Annotated in this window: 23 protein-coding genes; 18 read left to right on the top strand and 5 right to left on the bottom strand. The window is 34.5% G+C overall.

Features of this window, described 5'->3' with window-relative positions; all coding sequences use genetic code 11:
- Positions 1–20: 20 nt before the first annotated feature.
- Positions 21–401 carry a CBS domain-containing protein gene (locus tag AAGU07_RS14620; protein WP_342459820.1) on the bottom strand — a complete coding sequence of 127 codons (381 nt, stop codon included), beginning with the start codon at positions 399–401 and terminating at the stop codon, positions 21–23.
- Between the two features lie 371 nt (positions 402–772).
- Here AAGU07_RS14620 and AAGU07_RS14615 point away from each other — a divergent pair, with 371 nt between their 5' ends.
- From AAGU07_RS14615 to AAGU07_RS14545, 15 genes are all read left to right on the top strand, one after another.
- Positions 773–1,870 carry a GTP-binding protein gene (locus AAGU07_RS14615; RefSeq protein WP_342459819.1) on the top strand — a complete coding sequence of 366 codons (1,098 nt, stop codon included), beginning with the start codon at positions 773–775 and terminating at the stop codon, positions 1,868–1,870.
- A gap of 34 nt (positions 1,871–1,904) precedes the next feature.
- The gene (locus tag AAGU07_RS14610) at positions 1,905–2,684 is read left to right on the top strand and encodes a sulfide-dependent adenosine diphosphate thiazole synthase (protein WP_342459818.1); all 780 of its coding nucleotides are present in this window, start codon (positions 1,905–1,907) and stop codon (positions 2,682–2,684) included.
- A gap of 8 nt (positions 2,685–2,692) precedes the next feature.
- Positions 2,693–3,232, top strand: coding sequence for an adenylate kinase family protein (locus AAGU07_RS14605; RefSeq protein ID WP_342459817.1), 540 nt, complete (start codon positions 2,693–2,695; stop codon positions 3,230–3,232).
- A 331-nt stretch (positions 3,233–3,563) separates the two neighbouring features.
- Entirely contained in the window at positions 3,564–3,935 is a 372-nt protein-coding gene (locus AAGU07_RS14600; protein WP_342459816.1) for a ribonuclease P protein component 4, read from the top strand.
- Positions 3,928–4,161 (top strand): YhbY family RNA-binding protein, encoded by a 234-nt coding sequence (locus AAGU07_RS14595; protein ID WP_342459815.1) that lies wholly within the window; start codon positions 3,928–3,930, stop codon positions 4,159–4,161. Before AAGU07_RS14600 ends, AAGU07_RS14595 begins: the two co-directional genes overlap by 8 nt.
- A 15-nt stretch (positions 4,162–4,176) precedes the next feature.
- Entirely contained in the window at positions 4,177–4,614 is a 438-nt protein-coding gene (locus AAGU07_RS14590) for a 30S ribosomal protein S19e (protein WP_342459814.1), read from the top strand.
- 42 nt (positions 4,615–4,656) lie between these two features.
- Positions 4,657–4,992, top strand: coding sequence for a DNA-binding protein (locus AAGU07_RS14585; RefSeq protein ID WP_342459813.1), 336 nt, complete (start codon positions 4,657–4,659; stop codon positions 4,990–4,992).
- Complete coding sequence (locus tag AAGU07_RS14580; RefSeq protein WP_342459812.1) at positions 4,989–5,585, top strand: 7-cyano-7-deazaguanine synthase; 597 nt, start codon at positions 4,989–4,991, stop codon at positions 5,583–5,585. The genes AAGU07_RS14585 and AAGU07_RS14580 overlap by 4 nt, the downstream gene beginning before the upstream one ends.
- Before the next feature lie 28 nt (positions 5,586–5,613).
- Entirely contained in the window at positions 5,614–5,772 is a 159-nt protein-coding gene (locus AAGU07_RS14575) for a 50S ribosomal protein L39e (protein ID WP_048080993.1), read from the top strand.
- Positions 5,773–5,784: 12 nt separating this feature from the next.
- A complete protein-coding gene (locus AAGU07_RS14570; RefSeq protein ID WP_069581870.1) occupies positions 5,785–6,030 on the top strand; it encodes a 50S ribosomal protein L31e in 246 nt (81 codons plus the stop codon).
- A 9-nt stretch (positions 6,031–6,039) separates the two neighbouring features.
- Positions 6,040–6,714, top strand: a complete 675-nt coding sequence (locus AAGU07_RS14565) for a translation initiation factor IF-6 (RefSeq protein ID WP_342459811.1) — start codon at positions 6,040–6,042, stop codon at positions 6,712–6,714.
- Entirely contained in the window at positions 6,711–6,935 is a 225-nt protein-coding gene (gene rpl18a / locus AAGU07_RS14560; protein WP_069581863.1) for a 50S ribosomal protein L18Ae, read from the top strand. The genes AAGU07_RS14565 and rpl18a overlap by 4 nt, the downstream gene beginning before the upstream one ends.
- A 4-nt stretch (positions 6,936–6,939) precedes the next feature.
- A complete protein-coding gene (gene pfdA / locus AAGU07_RS14555) occupies positions 6,940–7,374 on the top strand; it encodes a prefoldin subunit alpha (protein WP_069581860.1) in 435 nt (144 codons plus the stop codon).
- Positions 7,375–7,416: 42 nt separating this feature from the next.
- Positions 7,417–8,649 (top strand): signal recognition particle-docking protein FtsY, encoded by a 1,233-nt coding sequence (ftsY, locus tag AAGU07_RS14550; protein WP_342459858.1) that lies wholly within the window; start codon positions 7,417–7,419, stop codon positions 8,647–8,649.
- Positions 8,650–8,912: 263 nt separating this feature from the next.
- Positions 8,913–9,677, top strand: coding sequence for a hypothetical protein (locus tag AAGU07_RS14545; RefSeq protein ID WP_342459810.1), 765 nt, complete (start codon positions 8,913–8,915; stop codon positions 9,675–9,677).
- 216 nt (positions 9,678–9,893) lie between these two features.
- Here the strand turns inward: AAGU07_RS14545 and AAGU07_RS14540 are convergent, their stop codons facing one another.
- Complete coding sequence (locus AAGU07_RS14540) at positions 9,894–10,178, bottom strand: hypothetical protein (protein WP_342459809.1); 285 nt, start codon at positions 10,176–10,178, stop codon at positions 9,894–9,896.
- 135 nt (positions 10,179–10,313) lie between these two features.
- On the opposite strand from AAGU07_RS14540, the gene AAGU07_RS14535 reads away from it, so the two are divergent.
- From AAGU07_RS14535 to AAGU07_RS14525, 3 genes are read left to right on the top strand one after another with little or no spacing between them, the layout of a single operon-like run.
- Positions 10,314–11,150: a UbiA family prenyltransferase gene (locus AAGU07_RS14535; RefSeq protein WP_342459808.1), complete on the top strand. Its 837-nt coding sequence runs from the start codon at positions 10,314–10,316 to the stop codon at positions 11,148–11,150.
- Positions 11,151–11,191: 41 nt separating this feature from the next.
- On the top strand, positions 11,192–11,593 hold the full coding sequence (tsaA, locus tag AAGU07_RS14530) for a tRNA (N6-threonylcarbamoyladenosine(37)-N6)-methyltransferase TrmO (protein ID WP_342459807.1): 402 nt from the start codon (positions 11,192–11,194) through the stop codon (positions 11,591–11,593).
- Positions 11,594–11,650: 57 nt separating this feature from the next.
- A complete protein-coding gene (locus tag AAGU07_RS14525) occupies positions 11,651–12,370 on the top strand; it encodes a CDGSH iron-sulfur domain-containing protein (protein WP_342459806.1) in 720 nt (239 codons plus the stop codon).
- Between the two features lie 33 nt (positions 12,371–12,403).
- Here AAGU07_RS14525 and AAGU07_RS14520 read toward each other — a convergent pair whose 3' ends face one another.
- The 3 genes from AAGU07_RS14520 to AAGU07_RS14510 all read right to left on the bottom strand — a co-directional run bounded on the left by AAGU07_RS14520 (position 12,404) and on the right by AAGU07_RS14510 (position 16,174).
- Positions 12,404–14,092, bottom strand: coding sequence for a SulP family inorganic anion transporter (locus AAGU07_RS14520; RefSeq protein ID WP_342459805.1), 1,689 nt, complete (start codon positions 14,090–14,092; stop codon positions 12,404–12,406).
- A gap of 338 nt (positions 14,093–14,430) precedes the next feature.
- Positions 14,431–15,090: an ABC transporter ATP-binding protein gene (locus AAGU07_RS14515; RefSeq protein WP_342459804.1), complete on the bottom strand. Its 660-nt coding sequence runs from the start codon at positions 15,088–15,090 to the stop codon at positions 14,431–14,433.
- On the bottom strand, positions 15,083–16,174 hold the full coding sequence (locus AAGU07_RS14510) for an ABC transporter permease (protein ID WP_342459803.1): 1,092 nt from the start codon (positions 16,172–16,174) through the stop codon (positions 15,083–15,085). The genes AAGU07_RS14515 and AAGU07_RS14510 overlap by 8 nt, the downstream gene beginning before the upstream one ends.
- Positions 16,175–16,505: the final 331 nt, after the last annotated feature.

The following is a 16,505-nucleotide window of genomic DNA, read 5'->3' as shown; positions in this document are numbered from 1 at the left end:
TTTATTGACTAAATTAGGATTTACATGATGTTCCGTATTCTATTTACAAGAATATCAGTTGCACTAACAATACCTACGATTTGACCAGCTTCTTCTACTGGTAATCTCCAGATACCATGGTCTACCATTTCTTTGGCAGCATGCTCTACTGTATCATCGGTATGAATTGTTACAAGGTGTGTTTCCATTGCATCTTGAACTTTAATATCCTTTAAATTACGGTCATTACCGATTTCTTCCAAAACATCCCATGTTGTAATTATTCCCACTACTTCTCCATCATGTTCTACTATAAGGCTTCCTCCTTCGCCTTCCTCTGTAGATTTTTTTAAAGCAATTTCTAGATTTTCATCTTCATCTATGGTTTCTACTCCCTCTACCATAATTTCTTTAACATCCATCGTATCACCTAATTAACTCGTATAAAAATATGTTACCCAAACACTTGATATTAAGTTTCAACTAATTATTATTACTTTCTATGGTGGTAATATGATCTGAAACTGAAAACATTTTTAAGTATGAAAGAGCTAATAGTAACTATATTTAATTAAATGATGTTTAAGGAACTGTAATTTTAAATGAAATGATTAAAAACATTTTTAAGAATGAAAACGCTAACAGTAATTATTAATAGTAATTCTATTTAATAGTTAACGTTTAATGAACTGTCATTTTATGAAATGTGTCATATTTGCAGTATTATATGTAAATAGGTATTTTATGTATTTATAATGATTTTTATAACTTGAACTAATTTTATGTGAGAATTATGGCTCTTGAAGATAGAATTAAACAGATTGAGGATGAAATTAAGAAAACGCCGTATAATAAGGCGACTTCACATCATATAGGTAAGCTTAAAGCTAAATTATCCCAGCTTAAGGAGGAGTCTATAAAGAGAAGCAGTAAAGGAACCAAAGGGTCAGGTTTCCATGTGAAAAAAAGTGGGGACGCGACAGTGGTACTGGTAGGATTCCCATCGGTTGGAAAATCAACCCTTTTAAACGATATTACAAATGCTGAATCTAAAATTGGAGCATATGAATTTACAACATTAGAGATAGTTCCAGGCGTTATGGAGTATGAAGGCGCTAAAATTCAGATATTTGATATTCCTGGAATAATAACAGGTGCTTCTAAAGGAAAAGGGCGTGGAAGGGAAATCCTTTCAGTTGCAAGAAACGCTGATCTGATACTTATAATACTCGATGTTTTTAACCCCCAGCATATAGCTGTTATATCTGATGAACTTAGAAATATAGGGATAAGGCCTAATGAAACCCGATCTGATGTCACTGTAAAACCAAAAAAAATGGGAGGGTTAACAGTTTCTTCTACTGTTAAACTTACACACATAGATGAAAAAACCATAAGGTCGGTGCTGAATGAGTATGGAATTCACAGTGCAGATGTCCTTATAAGAGATGATGTAACTGTAGACCAGTTTATTGATAGTATGGATGTAAGCTGCCGTTATATCCCAATGTTAGAAGTTGTAAATAAGATAGATTTAATTGATGAAGATTATTTTAATGAAGTTAAATCGCAGATGCCGGATGCAATATTTATATCTGCAAACAAGCAAATTAATGTTGAAGAACTTAAAAGAGAAATTTTTAATAAGTTAGCTCTTATCCGTATTTATTTAAAACCTCAAGGCAGAAAAGCAGATTATGAAGAACCACTTATTGTGAGGAAAGGTTCTACAGTGAAAGACGTGGCAGGTAAACTTCACCGTGAATTTGTCAGGAATTTCAGGCATGCAAAAGTCTGGGGATCATCAGTAAAATTTGAAGGTCAAAAAGTTGGACTGGATCATGTGATGAATGATGGTGATGTTTTAAGGATAATTGTTAAAAAGAAATAAAGCTCAAATAATTAGATAACAGTGGTGAAAAAAAATGGAATTAGATGACGTAAAAATATCCCGGGCGATAATTGAAAGTTTCATGGAAGATTTCATAGATTACACAGATATTGACGTTGCAATAGTTGGTGGAGGCCCATCAGGACTTGTAGCTGGATATTACCTTGCAAAAGCAGGCTTTAAAGCTGCATTATTTGAGAGAAAACTAAGCATCGGCGGCGGAATGTGGGGTGGCGGTATGATGTTCAATAAGATAGTTGTCCAGGAAGAAAGTAAAAGAATTCTGGATGAATTTGGCATCGGCTCCCAAAAGTATGAAGATGATTATTATGTTGCTGATTCAGTAGAATGTGTGTCAACATTGTGTTCTAAAGCAACACAAGCAGGTCTTAAAATCTTTAATTTAATAAGCATTGAAGATGTAATGATGAAAGAAAGTAAAGACGTTGCGGGTCTTGTCTTGAACTGGAGTGCAGTTGAAATGGGAAGATTACACGTTGATCCGCTTACCATAAGAACTAAAGCAGTAATCGATGCAACTGGACACGACTGTGAAGTTGTAAAAGTTGTAGAGAAAAAAGTAGGACCAAAACTCAACACTGAAACAGGTACCATCATAGGTGAAAAACCAATGTGGGCAGAAGTTGGAGAAAAAGCTCTTATGGATAACACCAAAGAGGTATATCCTGGTTTGTATGTCACCGGAATGGCAGCAAATGCCGTCTATGGATCTCCAAGGATGGGTCCAATATTTGGTGGAATGCTCCTTTCAGGAGAAAGAATAGCTGAAATATTAATTGAAAAATTAAAATAAATGAAAAAATGATAATCCTTATTACAGGAACGCCTGGTGTTGGAAAAACTACTGTATCATCGATACTTGTAGAAAAAATAGATGCATGCCTTGTTAACATCAATGAACTCGTTGATGAAAAACATCTTTATACTGGAATTGATGAAGAGAGGGGATACAAAATAGTAGACCTGGATGCTCTATTTAATGAGATAGCCAAGATAATTAAGAATATAGATGATCATGACAAGCATGTGGTTGTTGAAGGGCATCTTTCACATCTTTTTGAAAACTCAGATATTGTAATTGTCTTAAGAGCGAATCCTGATGTTTTGCGTGACCGTATGAAGATTAAAGGATGGAAAGCAGCTAAAATACGTGAAAATATTGAAGCTGAAGCTATTGATATATGTTCCTATGAATCATTCGAAATTCACGGCGATAAAGTCAATGAAATAGATACAAGTGATATTCATCCGGACCATGTCGCAGATTTGATAATCGATGTGATAAACGGCGATAAAAGTTTTCCTGTAGGAAATGTGGATTTTCTGGATTATTTAAAATAATTTCAATTTGATGGTGTATCAAATAGTTAATTTCAATCCTATGATTTTAATCAATCATTTTTGATATTCCATATTTTGATTCACCTTTTTGCAAATTTCATTTAGGTTTGAAAGTTTTGTAGAGTAGAGGGAAAAGCTTTTTAAATAGAATACCAGATAAATTATAATATTATTCTTAAGTAGATTATATGTTGTATTAGGATTACGGATAATGCAGATTCAATTGTAAATCACTGTGTTAATTATTGATTCAGCAAGTCAACCCTACACAAGAACTTAAGATCCATTTCTATATTCTAACATTAACTAATGACTCATTAGAGGCTAGACTTTGAGAAGGGGAAGAAGACCAAGATGGATGCTGAAAATAGCAGAAGAAAGAATAGATATCCTGTTTAAACTTGCAGAAGAATCGTACAGTACTCATCCACACCGGTCAGATCGCTATGTAGAAATGGCAAGAAACATTGCAACAAAATATAATATAAGAATGCCGCGAATCTGGAAGAGAAGATTCTGTAAAAAATGTTATAAATTCCTGAAACCCGGAGAAAATTGTCAAATCCGGTTGAAAAATTCATGTGTTATTATAAAATGCCTTGAATGTGGAAATGTAGTAACCCTTCCATATATAAGAGAGCAGAAAGATAAAAGGAGGAGAAGAGTTGAGTCCCACATTATCAAAGAAGGAATTAATGAATAGATCACTTTCAACATTCACACTAAATATTGGAAAATCTGGAATAAATGAAAATGTTATTGATGAAATAAAAAGACAGCTTAAAGCTCACGAAGTAATTAAAGTGAAATTTTCAAAAACTATATCCTCAGAAAAACAAAATTATATAACTGAGATAACCGAAAAATCAAAGTCTAAACTTGTTGATTTAAGAGGTAACGTTGCTGTAATTTATAAAAAAAACAGGTAAATTAGGAGGCTAAATATGACTACAGTTTATGATGTTCCTGCAGATTTGCTTATAAGTGCAATTGCAAAGGATTTAAATGAAAATAAAAGTATAAACGCGCCAGAATGGGCAAAATTTGTTAAAACCGGAGTTCACAAAGAAAGAAGGCCTGAAGATGCAGACTGGTGGTACACAAGATGTGCATCAATCTTAAGAAAGGTGTACATTGATGGCCCTGTTGGACTGAACAGTTTAAGATCCTATTATGGTGGAAAAAAAGATAGAGGATGCGAACCAGAAAAATTCAGGAAAGGCAGCGGTTCTGTAATAAGAACAGCTTTACATCAACTTGAAGATGCTGGATTCATTGCCAAAATAAAAGAAGGAAGAATCATAACTCCTGAAGGAAAATCCTTTGTTGACAAAGCATCAAACATCGTTAAAAAAGATATTCCTGAACTTGCTAAATATTAAGTAAGGTTTTCATTAAATTTAATAGATAATGGAGGTTGAATTTTGAGCGATATTGAAGAACTACGACGTAAAAGGATGCAAGAGTTACAGCAGCAAGCTGCAACGCAGCAGGCATCATCCCAACAACAAGAACAAGCCCGCCAAGAGATGGAAGCTCAAAAAAAGCAGGCTATGATGCAGATATTAACTCCTGAAGCTAGGGGCAGACTTGCGAATTTGAGACTCACTAAACCTGAACTCGTTGAACAAATAGAACTTCAACTTATTCAGCTTGCTCAAATGGGGCGGGTCAAATCTAAAATAACTGATGATCAGCTCAAACATCTCCTGACAAATCTTGTTGGTCAAAAAAGAGAGATTAACATAACAAGAAAATGAAAGCGTGTGTTCTCTACAGCGGAGGAAAAGATAGTTCGCTTATTGCTGTAATCCTTACAAAATTGGGATATGAGGTTGAACTTGTAACCATAAATTTTGGGATATTCGATTCCTTTAAACCTGCAGCAAAATCAGCATCTGCGCTTGGTTTTAAACACCTCGTTTTTAAAGCCGATAAAAAGATACTGGAAAATGCAACTGATATTATCATTAATGATGGATTTCCAAATAATGGAATAAATTATATTCATAAAGAAGCATTAGACCTTGTTTCACGTGATTATAACGTGGTTGCAGATGGTACAAGAAGGGATGACAGAATCCCTAAACTTAAAGGAAACGAAATCAACAGTCTTGAAGGCAGACAGAACGTTGAATATATAACCCTCCGTGGATTTGGTCACAAGACCATCAATAATCTCTCAGATGTGCTTTTTGAAGTCAAAAAGGAAAGTACCAGTATGGAAAACAATTCCGATTATGAGATTGAAATCAGATACCTCATAAATGAAATTGAAGGCGAAAGCGCATCGAGCAAAATATTTCCAAGTCATATCCAATCTCGAGTTGTGGGCTGGAAAAATAAAATTTAACACAAATCAATATTAATGTGGTGAAAAAATGAGTAGAAATAGGCCATTAGCTAAAAAACTAAGGCTTGCTAAAGCTAACAAGCAGAGCCGAACTGTCCCAGTATGGGTACGGATTAAAACCAATAGAAAAGTAATGTCTCATCCAAAAATGAGAAGACATTGGAGAAGAAGTAGCTTAAAAGTTTAAGGGGATTTTCACATGGAAAGAGTCTATGTTATACCATTAAGAAAAGTAAAAAATGTTCCAAGGACTATCAGGTCCCCAAGAGCAGTACGTTACGTGAAAGAATTCATAGGAAAACATATGAAGACAGACGACATCAAAATAGATGCATCTGTTAATGAAAAAATATGGGAAAGAGGAATTCAAAAAATACCTCCTAAAATCAAAGTAAAAGCTGTACAGGAAGAAGATGGTTCAGTTGCAGTCACCTTAGTTGAATAGGTGAACGTGATGATAAGAAGAGCTAATTTGAATGGGAACCCCAATCTTGGTGTTGCGATTTCTACAACCGATAAAATTGCAATAGTTCCCTCTAATTTATCAGAAGCACTGGAGAGTCTTGTAGAGGATACTTTAGGAGTTCCTGTAGTTAAAACTCCAATTGGTGGAAGTAACCTTGCTGGAGCACTGGCTGTTGGGAATTCAAATGGATTCATAGTAACACCATATGCTCTTGACAGCGAGATAAAAGCCATTAAAGAATCTGGAGTGGAAGTAGAGCGAATTGCTGATAAGTTCACTGCAGTAGGTAATATCATACTTGCAAATGATTTTGGAGCTATTGCTAATCCACTGCTTTCTGATGAATCATTAAAAACAATTAGTGACGTTTTAGACGTTGAAGTCGAACGAGGAAGTATAGCTAACTATAAAATTACAGGGTCTGTTGCTACTGCGACAAATAAAGGAATACTGGCACACCCCTCTGCAACTGAAGAAGAACTCGCCTTTGCAGAAGGTATAATGAAGGTTCCTGCAGATGTTGGAACAGTGAATAAGGGTGTAATGCTTGTTGGAGCATGTGCAGTTGCAAATTCTAACGGTGTGATTGTAGGATTGAACACTACAGGTCCTGAACTTGCAAGAATTGAAGAAGCATTAGGTTTTCTTGAGGGATATGAATGAGAACAAAAATATTTAGAATTCAAGGTAAATTTATGATGGGAAACGCCTTTCAACCTTTTACAAAGGAATTGAAAGCCATAAGTGAAGAAGATATACACGAAAAAATTTATTCAGAGTTTGGAAGCAAACACGGAATAAACAGAAACAAAATAGTCATAGAAGACATCAAAGAAATCTCAAAAGATGACGTTCAGGATCCAATGATTAAAGCCTTAGGGTGATCTCATGGAAGACAGACAAAGGCTCGAACAGATGGTAAATGAAATTAACATGTACCAGAGCCAACTGGACGTTTTAAAACAGCAAATTGAATCAGTCAATGCTTCTATAGCTGAATTAATATCAGCTGAAGAAACTTTAGAAGCGGTTAAAGGAAAAGAAGGTACAGAAACATTTGTACCTGTAGGTGCAGGTTCTTTTCTTATTGCAGAAATTAAAAATACTGATCAAGTTATAATGGGACTTGGAGCAGGCGCTGCTGCAAAGAAAAATATAGATGAAGCCAAAGAAAGTATATCTTCCCAGCGAAAAGAGCTGGAACAGTTAGTGGACAAAATGTCTGGAGATATACAGAAGTTAACTGAGTTCATTATGAGAAAAAGTCCTGAAGCTGAAGCACTACTTCAAAAAGTTGAAAGTGAAGAAGCCCAAAGGCAATAACTTTTCTTTTTTTAATTACTGGTAAATGAGGACGTGAACATTTTGTTTGAATCACTTAAAAAGAAATTTAGCGGCACAATAGGAAAACTAAGTGATAAACTCTCGAGTGAAGAGGAAGCAGAAGTAACTCACCAAGAAGAAATTTCAGGGGAAACCAAAGAAACTGCACCAGAAACTACTGAAACCTTCGAGAAACTGGAAAAAATTGAAGAACCTTCAGCTGAAGAAAAAGAGCTTGAGACTGAAGAGCCTCTAATTGAAGAAAAAGAGTCTGAAACTGGAGTTAGAGGGAAATTATCTGGAATTTTTTCTAGAGAAAAGAAGGACGAAAAAGTAGAGGAAAAGGTAGAAGAAAAACCTGTGGAAACTCATGAGGAGCCCGAAGAAGTAGCGGAAGAAAAATCAGGAATGTTCTCGTTTGTTACCAAAAAAACAATATCTGAAAAAGATATTGATGATATACTCTTTGAACTTGAAATGTCACTCCTGGAAAGTGATGTTGCAATGGAAGTCGCTGAAAAAATAATTAATTCTGTAAAAGAAGATTTAGTGGGTAGAAAAATCAGAAGAAGAAGCGACGTTGCAGAATTTACAAGAGATGCCCTTAAAAAAGCTATTTCTGAAATATTAGGGGTTGAAACTAAAGACCTCAAAGAAATGGCTGATAACGCACGAAAATCTGGCGAACCCCTTAAAATCATGTTTGTGGGGATAAATGGTACTGGTAAAACAACCACCATAGCTAAAGTGGCTACCTATTTTATAAATGAGGGATACACACCAGTTATTGCAGCTGCAGACACTTTCAGGGCAGGTGCAATTGAACAGATAAGCCATCATGCCGAAAATATTGGTGTAAAGATTATAAAGCACAAAAAAGGTGCAGATCCCGCAGCAGTTGCATATGATGCAGTTGAACACGCAAAAGCTAAAGGAAAAGAGATAGTTTTAATCGACACAGCAGGTAGAATGCAGACAAATGTGAATCTCATGGATGAGATGAAGAAAATCAAGCGTGTTGTAAAACCAGATCTTATCATTTACGTCGGTGATTCCTTAACAGGAAACGATGCTGTAGAACAGGCTTCAAAATTTGATGAAGCGGTTGGCGTGGATGGAATTGTCTTAACCAAAGCAGATGCAGACGCAAAAGGCGGAGCAGCACTTTCCATTGGTTATGTGATTAATAAGCCAATCCTGTTTTTAGGTGTCGGCCAGTCATATGAAGATATAATGGAATTTAAACCGGAATGGATGGTTGACCAGCTGTTTTAAGTAGAAATTTCTTTTCTTTTATTATTTTATTGAGTTTTTTTTAAGTTATGGTAATTCTATTTTTAACTGGAAGTTATATGTTTTATAAAAGTTTATTTACCATGTTTGCGTATTAATAGGTTAAAAATAAGATGTATAACTAGATAAAAATTTCTATTATTTTTGATTTATTGAACATTTTAACTATGGGATCAGATAAATGCTTAAAAAGCCTTATTAATATTAAAAAATAATGTTTATTAACTCAGGTTGAGGGAGCTAAAATGGAGAATAAAGTTATAATGTCTATTGGAGGAGCATCATTAGTATTTATATTACTGCTCATTTTGGGTTTCTTATTTAGCAGTGAAAAAACACTTGGAGTTTATATACTGATTTTTTTGTTAATTGCAGTGTTCTTTTTATTTTTATGGATGATTTTAATTATTTTAAGGAGTTCAGTCATTACTAATTTCATTGGAAAGATTACTCAGGCGATTTTTGGGGCTGTATTTGTTTGTATCCTCATTTTAACCACTTTACTGGGGATGCAGTGGATTTCAGGTGTTTTTGCTTCTATCTATATACTGCTTGGTTCAATAATTGTGGCCATCATTGGTCTTTATTTAAACCATAAAATAGGGCTGGAGAAAGAACAAAGACAAATAAAAAGAATAGTTATAGCATTAAAACTGACTGTAGAAGACAATAAAAAAAGTGCGGAAAGTATTTTAAATGATATTAAAAAAAATTCACCAGTAAATTTTAAGGTTCTTAAAATGGGAGTTTGGGATACTTTTGCTTATAACATTATCACTGCAGATTTTGATCCTGTAATGTTAGAAGAGTTAATATCAATAAAGGCATTAACATCTGAATTGAATGAAAAATTATCTGAAAGGAATAAACTTATTAATCAAGAAAGCATCTTTGATACACATAACCCTTATTTTAAACAATTATGTCAGTTAGATAATAAATTAAAAGGAGAATTAGAAGTATTTATCAATTATTCTGGTGAATATTTAAAAAAAATGGATAAGATGTAATTTTTAATGGTGTTTATTAAAATATATATATATATATGGATAAAAACTGGCTTTAATTAAGAATTTATACGATCTAGTTTAACTAGAAATTCATTAGTTTACTTTAATTTTTTAAATTACTTTTTTAGAGCCAATAAAAGTTTTATTATATTGTTTAATATGCATTTTTACTGTAATAAATTATTGAAAAGCTATTTTATAATTTTTTGATTTAATTTAAAAGTTTTTAGCAATCTCATTAAACGACGCCACTTCTTTTACCTCAGCGTCCATTGACCGGAACAGATTTTTTACATTGAACATGCTGTCTGCACGGAGTATAAAAACACAGGAGTGTGTGGAATGTTTTTCTAGGGGGCAGCTGATATAAGCATCTAATAGATCAATATTCCGTTTTTTCAGGTTTTCATCGGAAAAAATTTCTTTAAGCATTTTCACTCCTTCACCTGTTTTAAGGGGGCATTGTTTGGAGTCATGTTTACTAACTGCAGTAAATAACATTAAATCACCTTATATTATTACTAAGTTTTTTGGATTATTTAATTTTATAGAATGTAATTGCATTAACTTAAATAACCAGATTTGACAGATTAGTTTTAAATTATCCGATAACCGAATTAATTTTAGAGTGATTTCATGAATGCATATTTAGAGATAATAAGGCCAGGGAATGCAGTGATGGCTGTTATAGCCGTGATTTTAGTCATATTTATAAGTGGAAACTTTACATTAAGTGCATTTTTAGCTTGCATTGTGGTTTTTATGATAATAGGCGGTGGAAATGCAATAAATGATTATTTTGACCATAAAATAGATGCCATCAACAAACCAAACCGTCCAATTCCATCTGGAAGAATTTCTTTAAATGCAGCTAAAATTTATTCTGCGGCCCTTTTTGTAATTGGAACAATCCTAGCTTTTATAATGGGGCCTTTACCAGGAATCATAGCCCTTTCAACATCGATTTTGCTGGTGCTGTACGCTTATAACCTTAAAAAAATAGCCCTTATTGGGAATATCGTGGTTTCATTCTTTACAGGGCTCACATTTGTTTTTGGAGGCGTAGTAGTTGGTGCGATGGAGACTTCGATTTATTTGGGGTTCTTTGCTTTTTTGATGACAATGGCCCGTGAGATAGTTAAAGATATGGAAGATGTAGATGGTGACAGAAAAGAGGGAGCAGCCACACTACCAATAATCTACGGGATGAAATTGTCATCAATCCTTGCAGCATTCTTCATGATAATTGCAAGTGTTGCAAGTCCTGTGCTTTATTTTATAGGTATATTTAATATGCTTTATTTAGCACCACTTTTTGCTGCAATTGTGGTATTTCTGATATCTGCAGCGTCTATATTAAAGGATCAATCTATCCAAAATACTGCAAAGGTTTCAAAAAGGATTAAAATGGGTATGGGTATAACATTTCTGGCATTTGCTGTGGGATCTCCATTCTTAGCTTCCTTAATTTAAAACCACAATTTTTAACTATTTTTAAGCACATATATTTGTACATGAAAATTGAACCAATAGGTATCATAAATTCTCCTTACCATGTAAAAGGAGATTCGCCTCGCCAGGGCCGTTTTTCAGAAAAATTAAGCCAAATAACTGTTTTTGATGAATATGCTCAGGGTTTGCAGGATATAGAAAAACGTGAACATTTGATTATTTTATATGGATTAGATCGAGCTGAAGATTATAAACTGATGGTAATTCCCCCTGGAAAAACAAAAGAACAGGGTTTATTTTCTACCAGGGCTCCTGTAAGGCCAAATCCGATTGCTTTATGTATGGTCAAACTGATAAAAGTAGAAGGAAATATTCTTACAGTGAAATGGCTGGATGCCCTTGACGGCTCTCCTTTAATTGATATTAAACCATTTTTACCTGAAGTGGACTGTATTGAAAAGTAAATTTGAATTCATAAATTTAGCTTTAAGTTGTGTAATATACAAAGTGGAGGATATAATATGGCAGATAAAGATCCAATGAAAATAAAAATACTTAAAAATGGACCTTATATGGTTTCAGGAAATGTCCCTTTATTTGAACAAATAATGGTGACAAATGAAGAGGGACATGTGTGTGAATGGAGCGAAGGCAAGGAATATCCACTTAAAGAAAGATATACCATTTGCCGCTGTGGTGCATCCAAAAGGAAACCTTTCTGTGATGGATCACATATAAAAATTAATTTTGATGGAACTGAAGTGGCAAGTAAAGAAAAGTACATGGAAAAGGCCCGGAAACTTGAAACAAAAGATTTTATACTGAACGACGTATGGGACCTATGCGACCACTCCCGCTTCTGCCTGCGTGGAGGGGGTATAAGAGAACTGTTAAAGTCTGAAGATCCAGAAGACATTAAACTTGCAATTGAAGAAGCTAAAAGCTGCCCCTCAGGGCGGCTTGTGCTGCAGGATAAAAAGACAGGAAAACCTGTTGAACCTGAATTTAAACCATCTATTGTCCTGGTTAATGATCCACAGAAAAAATGTGATGGTCCTGTTTGGGTGAGGGGAGGAATCCCAATTGAATCTGCTGATGGAAGCACCTATGAAGTTAGAAATAGAGTTACACTTTGCAGGTGCGGAAAATCTGAAAATAAGCCATTTTGTGATGGGAGACACTGGATGAGTGCAGAAGAAAAACAGGCATTCAGGGATAAGTGGATTTCTCCTGATGATTAAAAATTGAATATTTCTTTTTTTTATTTGATAAATTCAGTAATTTCCACTTTCATAAGCACTAAGCGCTTCAAGCACGTTTTCATAAATATTTTCCTCGCCTATAAGGCGGGTTAGCCCTAAATGATCGAATTGGTCTTTAAGATCAGGTAACATGGAGGTTAATGCGAATTTAATATTTCTTTCTTTTAACTCCCTGTACAAATCCTTAAACATTTCTGCAGATGTATAATCAACCCTCGAAAATCCTGCCGTGTTCAATACAAACAATTTTAGTGGAGGATCAGCCCCTTTTACCAGTTTAAGTACTTCTTCTTTTAGCTTGTCAGAATTGGCAAAGTACAGGTCGCGGTTAAACCTGTATATAAGTAATCCTTCTTCAGTTGATCTACCAACTTTAACAGGTTCAAAGGACCATACTCCCTTTTTATTCTTTGTAAAAATACTGTTAGTAGGCATGTAGCTGTGACTTAAGTGTAAAATAATAGAAAGGATGATCGAAAGCAATATTCCCCATAAAACACCCATGACAACTACCGTGGCAGCAGTTATGATAGCTAAAAAATATTCTGACTTTACTTTATGACGAATATCCTTCAAATGAGATATATCAATCATGGTAATACCTATTACAAAAACAATCCCTGCAAGGGTGGCATTTGGTAAAAAAGACATAGCTTTTGTCATGAATAAAAGAACTATAAAAACTGCAAATGCAGTTATAAGTGAAGCGGCCTGTGTACGGCTTCCTGCATCATCCACTATCTCTGTCTTTGTAGGACTTCCATTTACTACAAATGTGCCGGTTAAACCTGCAACTCCATTAGCAAGGCCAAGGGCAAATATGTCCTTATCTTCATCAACACTCTCTGAGTAACGGATTGTGAATGCTCTGGCGGTAGCAGTACTTTGAGATAATATAACTATAAAACAGGTAACTACGGTTATCATTAAATTTGGTAAAATGTTTATATCTACAGCAGGTATTCCAAAGTTGGGAAGTCCACTGGGTATATTTCCTAAAATTGAAATTCCAATTGCTTGAAAATTAAATAAAAAGCTTGCTATAACTGTAACTACAACAGCTATTAATGCTCCTGGAATTTTATGTGAAATACGGCGCGTCCCGATAATTACAGCTACAACAATCGCAGATAATATAAGAGTATATGCGTTAATCTGGAATAAATGTGTAAAAACGTTGATTAACTGGGGAATTGTGTTTAATCCTCCTTCTCCAGATATCCCCAGCATATTTGCCAGCTGGCTTACGGCTACCTGGACTCCAACTCCTGATAAAAAACCAATTAGGACAGTTCTAGACATAAAATCAGCTATAAAGCCTAGCCTCAATACACGTGCCATAACTAAAAAAACTGCACACAGCAGTGCAACTGTAGATGCCAGTGCAATGTAGTTGGGACTTCCTATTGCTGCGATAGAAACAAGCGTACCTGATAAAATTGCTGCAGTTGCTGAATCGGCTCCGACTATCAAATGACGTGAAGAACAGAAAATGGCGAATATGGCAATCGGAAGTAAGATGGTATAAAGGCCGGTGATAACAGGCATTCCTGCTATTTTAGCATATCCCATGACTTCTGGAATCCCTACTGCGGCTAATATTAAACCTGCTATAATCTCAGAAGTAAATGGGGCCTTAAGAGGCAATACTCCCTCTAAAAGAAACTTATTTTTCATATCTGGTTTGTTTAGTTTCTTCATATTCTCTTTTTTAATGGTATATAACTGGATAATGATTTTAAGTTACTAAAAATAAATTTTAGCTATATCCAGTTAAAACTGCTAAATACTAAATTTAATGGAATTATTTTATTATATAAGTTAATAGCAGACTAATTGCATTATGCATTATTATTGATTTTTCATGAGATAATTATTACCATTGGGTGAAAATTATCAATAAACTGTGTTTTTACAGCATATTTTCTCTAATAAAACAACGTTTTTTATAAATAATTCTTGAAAAAGAGACTTGTGTTCTGTTTATGATGATTATAATAAAATTAAAAGAAATAAATAAAGGTTTAAACCTATTTTTTTCAGCTGATTATATTTCCGTCCTGCATTCTGATTACTTCGTCGGCATATTTTGCAGATAGTGGATTGTGTGTAACTCCTACTATTGTTAACCCATCATTTTGATTCAATTCTTGGAGTAATTCCATTATTATCATTGCATTTTCTGTATCTAGTTCTCCTGTTGGTTCATCAGCTAGTAAAAGTGATGGATCATTTGCAAGGGCACGTGCAATGGAAACCCTCTGTTGTTCCCCACCTGAAAGCTGTGTATGATAACGGTTGTACTTGTCGGATAATCCTACCTTGTCAAGGAGTTTTTTTGCTTTTCCTGAGTCCTGTGAAATCATAGGCAGCATAACATTTTCTAATGCTGTAAGCTGTGGCATTAAATTGAACCGCTGGAATACAAATCCTATGTTGGCCCTCCGGAGATTTGCCTGTTCATCTTGGGTATACTCTTTGATATTTTTCCCATTCAGCAAGACAGTTCCCTTTGTGGGTGTGTCGAGTATTCCTGCCAGGTGGAGCAGTGTTGATTTTCCAGATCCAGAAGGCCCCATTATGGCAATAAATGAACCGCTGCTTACTGTTAAATTAACCCCTCTAAGTGCTTGTATGTCCTCTGATCCCATTCTGTATGTTTTCCAGACTTCATTAAATTCGAGTACATCGTTATTCATATCGCAGTGCCTCCACAACGTTTAGTTTAGATGCCCTCCATGCGGGATATAATCCTGCTAAAACACTTAAAATTGTAGCACCTCCAATTACTGCAGCTACTAACCATAAAGGCAACATTTGGGTGAGTTTAATGCCGCTAATGCCGTATTGTGGTGCAAGGAACATAATTCCAAGTTCGAGTATGACAGCAGCTACAACTACTCCTACTATGGCAGATAATAAACCTAAAAGACCGGCTTCTGTAAGTATGCTGCTTAATATTTCTCTATTTTTAAATCCAATTGCTTTTAATACTCCAATTTCTCTTGTACGCTCTGAAACATTGACTAACATGATGTTTACAATGCTTATAACACCCACCAGTAATGCAACACCTGCAATAGCACCTACAAAGAGGGTTACTGTTTGCATTATGTTATCGATTTGTTTGGTGTAGTCTGACTTTGTTAAAGCACTTGTACCGTTTACAGCACTTTCGATCTGGTTTTTTACAGTGTCAGGGTCTGCTTTAGTATTTGCAGTTATGCTTGATACCTTGTTGTTGTTTAAAGGGAGGGCTTTATCAACATTCATGAACACGTATGCCCCATTGTCTCCTCCTTCGTTAGTTATCCCGGTAATTGTCATTTTTTGATCTTTAACGGTTATATTGCTTCCAATTTTATAATTTAATTCATCTGCAAGTGATTTACTAATAACAACTCCTGCGGTCCCGTTAAATTTCAACTGGTTCCAGTCACTCATTCCTATGACCATTAGCTGTATGTTATTCATTTGTGTAGTGAACTGTGTTTCTTTTTTAATGTTGTAAAGCTCTGACATATTCTCTATTTGGGAAACTGCGGCAGAATTTAAAAATGAATCACCCGTAGATCCTGTAATTCCTGACCCTCCAGAGCTATTTGTTATGGTAACGTCGCCCATAAGGGAAGCTGTTTGATCTTTCATATAAGACGACATTCCTGTACCAATACCTATAAGACTAATTAGGGCAGTTACTCCTATTACTATTCCTAACATGGTTAGGGCGCTTCTAAGTTTTCTTCTTTTAAAATTTTTAAAGGATAGTTTATAAATGCTCATTTGATTCCTCCGAATGTAGATACTTGCCTGAAATAATGTTGCATTTTTTGGATGCAACTCTTTATCTTACTTTAATACTATTAACGTATTAACTATTAAATTTTTTTAATTTTGTATGAATTGAATTTTTAGCATTTAATACATAATTAGTCATTTCATTAAAAAATTAATAGTCTAAATTTCAGTCTAATTTTTATTTAAATAGCTTAATAATGTTTTTATTTAAAAATATCATATTTATGTATTTAAATAGACTTAATAAATAAATAATGTACAAAAATACTTTGATTAAGCTTTAGATTTTCAAGAATGAAAATATGAATATGTGCTT

Origin of the sequence: Methanobacterium sp. (assembly GCF_038562635.1) — an archaeon.
GTDB lineage: Archaea > Methanobacteriota > Methanobacteria > Methanobacteriales > Methanobacteriaceae > Methanobacterium_D.
Note: the sequence above shows the minus strand (reverse complement) of the source record. Positions and strands in the feature narration are given on the sequence as shown.

Bases quoted from the DNA above. Each gene is read 5' to 3' on its own strand.
- AAGU07_RS14620 (WP_342459820.1), bottom strand. From the start codon at position 401: ATGGATGTTAAAGAAATTATGGTAGAGGGAGTAGAAACCATAGATGAA.
- AAGU07_RS14615 (WP_342459819.1), top strand. From the start codon at position 773: ATGGCTCTTGAAGATAGAATTAAACAGATTGAGGATGAAATTAAGAAA.
- AAGU07_RS14610 (WP_342459818.1), top strand. From the start codon at position 1,905: ATGGAATTAGATGACGTAAAAATATCCCGGGCGATAATTGAAAGTTTC.
- AAGU07_RS14605 (WP_342459817.1), top strand. From the start codon at position 2,693: ATGATAATCCTTATTACAGGAACGCCTGGTGTTGGAAAAACTACTGTA.
- AAGU07_RS14595 (WP_342459815.1), top strand. From the start codon at position 3,928: ATGAATAGATCACTTTCAACATTCACACTAAATATTGGAAAATCTGGA.
- AAGU07_RS14590 (WP_342459814.1), top strand. From the start codon at position 4,177: ATGACTACAGTTTATGATGTTCCTGCAGATTTGCTTATAAGTGCAATT.
- AAGU07_RS14580 (WP_342459812.1), top strand. From the start codon at position 4,989: ATGAAAGCGTGTGTTCTCTACAGCGGAGGAAAAGATAGTTCGCTTATT.
- AAGU07_RS14575 (WP_048080993.1), top strand. From the start codon at position 5,614: ATGAGTAGAAATAGGCCATTAGCTAAAAAACTAAGGCTTGCTAAAGCT.
- AAGU07_RS14570 (WP_069581870.1), top strand. From the start codon at position 5,785: ATGGAAAGAGTCTATGTTATACCATTAAGAAAAGTAAAAAATGTTCCA.
- AAGU07_RS14565 (WP_342459811.1), top strand. From the start codon at position 6,040: ATGATAAGAAGAGCTAATTTGAATGGGAACCCCAATCTTGGTGTTGCG.
- rpl18a (WP_069581863.1), top strand. From the start codon at position 6,711: ATGAGAACAAAAATATTTAGAATTCAAGGTAAATTTATGATGGGAAAC.
- pfdA (WP_069581860.1), top strand. From the start codon at position 6,940: ATGGAAGACAGACAAAGGCTCGAACAGATGGTAAATGAAATTAACATG.
- AAGU07_RS14545 (WP_342459810.1), top strand. From the start codon at position 8,913: ATGGAGAATAAAGTTATAATGTCTATTGGAGGAGCATCATTAGTATTT.
- AAGU07_RS14540 (WP_342459809.1), bottom strand. From the start codon at position 10,178: ATGTTATTTACTGCAGTTAGTAAACATGACTCCAAACAATGCCCCCTT.
- AAGU07_RS14535 (WP_342459808.1), top strand. From the start codon at position 10,314: ATGAATGCATATTTAGAGATAATAAGGCCAGGGAATGCAGTGATGGCT.
- tsaA (WP_342459807.1), top strand. From the start codon at position 11,192: ATGAAAATTGAACCAATAGGTATCATAAATTCTCCTTACCATGTAAAA.
- AAGU07_RS14525 (WP_342459806.1), top strand. From the start codon at position 11,651: ATGGCAGATAAAGATCCAATGAAAATAAAAATACTTAAAAATGGACCT.
- AAGU07_RS14520 (WP_342459805.1), bottom strand. From the start codon at position 14,092: ATGAAGAAACTAAACAAACCAGATATGAAAAATAAGTTTCTTTTAGAG.
- AAGU07_RS14515 (WP_342459804.1), bottom strand. From the start codon at position 15,090: ATGAATAACGATGTACTCGAATTTAATGAAGTCTGGAAAACATACAGA.
- AAGU07_RS14510 (WP_342459803.1), bottom strand. From the start codon at position 16,174: ATGAGCATTTATAAACTATCCTTTAAAAATTTTAAAAGAAGAAAACTT.